The following is a 521-nucleotide window of genomic DNA, read 5'->3' as shown; positions in this document are numbered from 1 at the left end:
CCCTGCCGCTGCTGTGGCTGCACGGCTCCGACGACGCCCTGGTTCCGCTCGCCGGCAGCAAGCGGGGCGTCGACGTCCTCGCGGGCTCGGACGTGACCGTCCGGATCTTCCCCGAGGCCCGGCACGAGCTGTTCAACGAGACCAACCGGGACGAGGCGCTGGCCGAGGTGGTCCGCTTCGCCCGACGGTTCACCGACGGCTCCCCGGGCTGACGCCGGGGACCGGAGGAGGGCGGACCACGGCGCCCCGGGGCCGCTCCTCAGACGAAGAGCTGGCCGCGCGGTTGGACCGGGTGCGCGAGGGTGTCCGCGTAGGCGGCGGCCAACCGGTCCACCGCGTCGGACAGCACGTCCGGCGGCTGGGCGTAGGCCAGGCGCACGTACCGCTCCAGGGTTCCGTCGACACCGAACACCGGTCCCGCCGCCGGGTGCACGCCGTGCCGGGTCGAGGCCACCGCGAGGGCACCGGCGACCGGGTGGGGCAGCGTGGCCCACAGCACCAGGCCGCCTCCGGGCACGCTG

1 protein-coding gene and 1 pseudogene are annotated in these 521 nt (G+C 76.0%); one reads left to right on the top strand and one right to left on the bottom strand.

All coding sequences use genetic code 11. From position 1 onward, the window contains the following. Window positions 1–212, top strand: a 212-nt coding sequence (locus D471_RS32795) for an alpha/beta hydrolase (protein ID WP_040688124.1), incomplete at its 5' end; no start/stop codon positions are given. A gap of 47 nt (window positions 213–259) precedes the next feature. On the opposite strand, the pseudogene D471_RS32790 reads toward D471_RS32795, so the two are convergent. Then, window positions 260–521, bottom strand: a pseudogene (locus D471_RS32790) (PLP-dependent aminotransferase family protein); the annotation flags it as partial.

The sequence above is a fragment of the Nocardiopsis lucentensis DSM 44048 genome, assembly GCF_000341125.1.
Classification (GTDB): Bacteria; Actinomycetota; Actinomycetes; order Streptosporangiales; family Streptosporangiaceae; genus Nocardiopsis; species Nocardiopsis lucentensis.
This window is presented reverse-complemented; position numbering and strand designations above follow the sequence as displayed.